4 protein-coding genes are annotated in these 3,688 nt (G+C 65.9%); 2 read left to right on the top strand and 2 right to left on the bottom strand.

All coding sequences use genetic code 11. The annotated features are described in order from the left end of the window. Window positions 1–323: 323 nt before the first annotated feature. The gene (locus tag ACIQU6_RS43990) at window positions 324–938 is read left to right on the top strand and encodes a hypothetical protein (RefSeq protein ID WP_403488240.1); all 615 of its coding nucleotides are present in this window, start codon (window positions 324–326) and stop codon (window positions 936–938) included. Between the two features lie 262 nt (window positions 939–1,200). Here the strand turns inward: ACIQU6_RS43990 and ACIQU6_RS43985 are convergent, their stop codons facing one another. Further along, window positions 1,201–1,455 (bottom strand): hypothetical protein, encoded by a 255-nt coding sequence (locus tag ACIQU6_RS43985; RefSeq protein WP_403488238.1) that lies wholly within the window; start codon window positions 1,453–1,455, stop codon window positions 1,201–1,203. Between the two features lie 691 nt (window positions 1,456–2,146). Between ACIQU6_RS43985 and hemC the strand changes: the two genes are divergently transcribed. Next, a complete protein-coding gene (hemC, locus tag ACIQU6_RS43980) occupies window positions 2,147–3,079 on the top strand; it encodes a hydroxymethylbilane synthase (RefSeq protein ID WP_403488237.1) in 933 nt (310 codons plus the stop codon). A 194-nt stretch (window positions 3,080–3,273) separates the two neighbouring features. On the opposite strand, the gene ACIQU6_RS43975 is transcribed toward hemC, so the two are convergent. Beyond that, a complete protein-coding gene (locus ACIQU6_RS43975; RefSeq protein WP_403488235.1) occupies window positions 3,274–3,519 on the bottom strand; it encodes a hypothetical protein in 246 nt (81 codons plus the stop codon). Window positions 3,520–3,688: the final 169 nt, after the last annotated feature.

Below are 3,688 nucleotides of genomic sequence, written 5' to 3'. Positions count from 1 at the left end.
AGATGTCCTACCAGCCCTTCAACCGCCCCCTCGACCTACTGAAACTCCCCTGACCTGCCCAAACATCCCAACACCCGGACTTTGCAACAGCCCTGCCCCTCGATGGAGGGAACCCGGCCCCGTCGTCGCTGATCGGTATGGCGGCTTGCCCTACGGTGAGGTCAGCGTCTAACGCTGCGGGGCCTTCCAGGACCCTTGCCGACACACTTCAGGAACCCGGCCTGAGGTGCGGCAGAAGCTCGGTGAGCGGTATTGGCATGAAATCGTCGTGCGTCTTCCTCTTCTGAGCCGCCGGCCGCCGGGAGCCGTAGCTCGGAGGCGCCATGCCCACCGAATTCCGCCAACTGAAGCAGCTTGCAAAGGCCCTCGGGCTCACCTACCAGCAGCTGCTCCAGCGATACCGCGCCGACCGCGGGGACGGCGCCCCGCGCGCAGCAGCTATCGCCTGGGCACAGCAGGAGGTGCAACGCGCCCAGGAAGCCAAGGAACGGGAAGCCGACGATGCTGCGCATGCACTGCACGCCAGCTTCGCCGATTCCCGTACCAGCCGCTGGGCGCCGCTCATCTTCGCTCCCTCACTTGAGGTGCACGCGTCTCTCATCAGGCGCGTCAAAGTCGATCGTGAGGTGCTGCCCCGTCTTTCCCTGGGGCACTACCTCGACGCCGCCTTGCGGACCGAGCTGCCCGGACAGCTGGCATGCATGGAGGACTTGCTCGAATCCCTCGGCAACTCCCCTCTGCAGAGCAGTAGCAGTATCCGGGTCACCTTCCGTCTCGGGCAGGAAGCCCACGCCGCGGTCTCATCCCTGAAGTCCGCACTCACCGCAGCCAATCTGCCCCACCAGAAGGCGCACGTGGTGTCGGCGCTCACGGCACGCTTCCTCGCCACGCTCCCCCAGGGCCCCGCAACGAGCCCGCGCAATCGGAAGCAAGGTTGAGGCCGTCGCGGATGTCTCAGCCGGTCCCCTTCCGTCTCCCTTTCGATGTCGCCGTCAGCGGCCCACTCGGAGTGGTCGAAACGGAACGGCGCAGCGGCAGAGACGCGGCCTGGCCGGAGGCCGGGGTGCGCAAAGGTAGCCGAGGCATCGTCGTGATGTCCGCCATGGACACGATGGAGCCTCAACTCCGGCTGCGCGAGGCCCTGGTAGAGGAGGGGCACCCCCGGGCCGGGCGCGGCTGCCCCTCATCTTCCTGGGTTCGTCAGTCTCGGCCTGGTGGGGTCATCTCGACACGGACGACCTTCAAGCCCTCAACGCTCTCCACCCGCCCTACTGCGATCGCGATGGCGATTTCGAGGTGCTCAGCCTCCAGGGTGCAAGGGAACGACAGTCGGTCCCCTTCCTTCTCCCATCCGATCTCGCCCTCAGCGGCCCACTCGGCGTGGTCGAAAAGGTCCGACTGCTCCTCACTGACCGGCTGCTGCGGATCGTGGTGCAGGACGAACTCCCACTTCACGCGTTGCTCCCTCTCCTGACTCAGACGCACGTGGCGTGCTTACGGACGAATTCAAGAACCTTCTTGGCTTCCGTGCCAGGCGACTTCGGGGTCCCCCACACCTTGGTCTCCGCGGTGCACGGGCAGCAGATGACCCGTCCCCATCGATGCCCGTTAGGATCCTTTTTGACCTTCAGCCCAGCCTGCTCGGCCCTCTGAAGCGCCGCCTCAACTTCGGCCTTCGGATGGCGATCGCTCATCCGGCCCTCCCCCAATGTATTGTCCAACGTGTTGACGTGGCCAACGAGTTGACACAACACACGTTGCGGGCAGCCGCCAACGCCTGTCCTATCTGCGCCCCGGCAGGCAGCAGATGACCGCGCATGGCCGGCCGCGGTGACTGCCGGCGAGCATGCCCAGTCAGGGGCGGGCTCCGTTAGCTGCCAGGCTCGGGATCCGACTCCGGCTTTGTGCAGCATGAGGACGCGCCCGAGGTGATCGCGGATCAGCACGGCGGTCCACGTGGCGGCGGGTGGGAGAAGTGCCTCGAGCTCAGCGCGCGGCAGGTGCTCGGTCACAGTTCTCCTTTTCTCCGCCTCTTGAATGCCGACAATGAGCCGGAAAGCGTGCCGACACATTGTTGGAAAGAGTCACTGGTAAACCGCAGTAGCATGTGCGCCCAACCTTCCTATATTGAAGGGGAGTTGATGCCATGACCACGGTGATTGTCGGTTCACGGGCCAGCCTTCTCGCCAAAGCGCAGGTCCGGGAATGGCTGAGGCCGATGTGCAAGCAGTTCCCGCACGTCACCTTCAAGCAGCGTGTGGTCCTCGAAGGCGGGGACCAAGACCGGAAGACGGCCACGATCGCCGAAGTCGCAACGAAGACCGAAAGCGGGAGCGCTTTTTCCGGCAAACAGGAACGCGCGTTGCTCACCGGTGAGGTCGATGTTGTCGTGCACTCCTTCAAAGACCTGCCCACCGAGCCCACGCCGGGCCTTGTGCTCCTGCCGGTTCCCGGGCCTCGGCAGGACGTGAGGGATGTGCTGTGCGGCCACAGCCTCGCCACGCTGCCGATCGGGGCCCGAGTTGGCACGGGAGCCCAGCGTCGTATCGCGCAGCTCCGCAGTCTGCGGCCCGATGTGGACTGTGTGCCGATCCGCGGCAACGTCCCCCCGCGCCTGGGCAGGCTCAAGGGCTCAGGCTCCGTCGATGCCGTGGTTCTGGCCGCTGCTGGGCTCGGGCGGCTCGGCATCGGTGCCGAGACGTCCGAGCATCTCGACATCGCCACGCTCCCCCCGTCTCCCGGCCAGGGTGCATTGGCCATCCAGGTCCGTGCCGAGGACGACCGGGTGCGTACGCTGCTGGCCGGTATCGGCGACCTGGAGGTGGACGCGGCCGTGCGGGCGGAACGGTCGATGCTGGAAGCACTGCACGGCGGCTGTTCGGTGCCCGTGGGAGCCCACGCAACGGTGGGCGCGGGCACGGTGCGGTTGTCCGGCACGGTGACCTCCCTCGATGGCAAGGAGCAACTCCGAGCCAGCGCCAGTGGCCCTCTGGGTGATCCCGAAGAACTGGGCCGGGCGGTAGCGGCGGAGCTGATCGAACGGGGCGCGGGCGGCATCTTGGCTGCCATCCGGGGCTAGAGCGTGCGGGCGATCTCCACCGCGCCATAGGTGATGATCCGATCGGCGCCGGCCCGCTTGAGCATCGTCATCGCCTCGACGAGAGGCCGGACATCCCCGTTACCGGTGAGCCGAGCAGCATCCTGAGGCCGTTGGGTTGAGCCCTGTGCCTCGTGAGGGGGAGCGGTCGGGCCGCTGGCACAGGGTGGAGAAGTTCAGGGGCACGCTGCTGTTTGTACGGTGTTGAGGAACTGTCCTACGCCTTGGACTTTCTGGTGGTGGTTGAAGCCGGGGGCGAGGTCGCAGATTTGGCGGACGCAGCGGGAGGCGCCGATCTGCTGGGCGAGGACGAGGGCTTGGTGGGCAGTGGCGGCGCTGTGGTCGATTTCGCCTTGTTGTAGAAGAGTCTGGGCCTCGTAGGCGAGGAAGACTGCTCGGGTTTTGTTCCGGGATGTGGGCAACAGGGCCACGCCTTGGTTGATTTGATGAAGGGCCGGGCCGGTCTCTTTGAGGTCGATGAGGCAGCGGCCGGAGTCAGGGCTGTTGCAAAGTCCGGGTGTTGGGATGTTTGGGCAGGTCAGGGGAGTTTTAGTAGGTCGAGGGGGCGGTTGAAGGGCTGGTAGGACATCT

This window comes from Streptomyces sp. NPDC090442, from assembly GCF_044769405.1.
In the GTDB taxonomy this organism is placed as follows: Bacteria; Actinomycetota; Actinomycetes; order Streptomycetales; family Streptomycetaceae; genus Streptomyces.
Note: the sequence above shows the minus strand (reverse complement) of the source record. Positions and strands in the feature narration are given on the sequence as shown.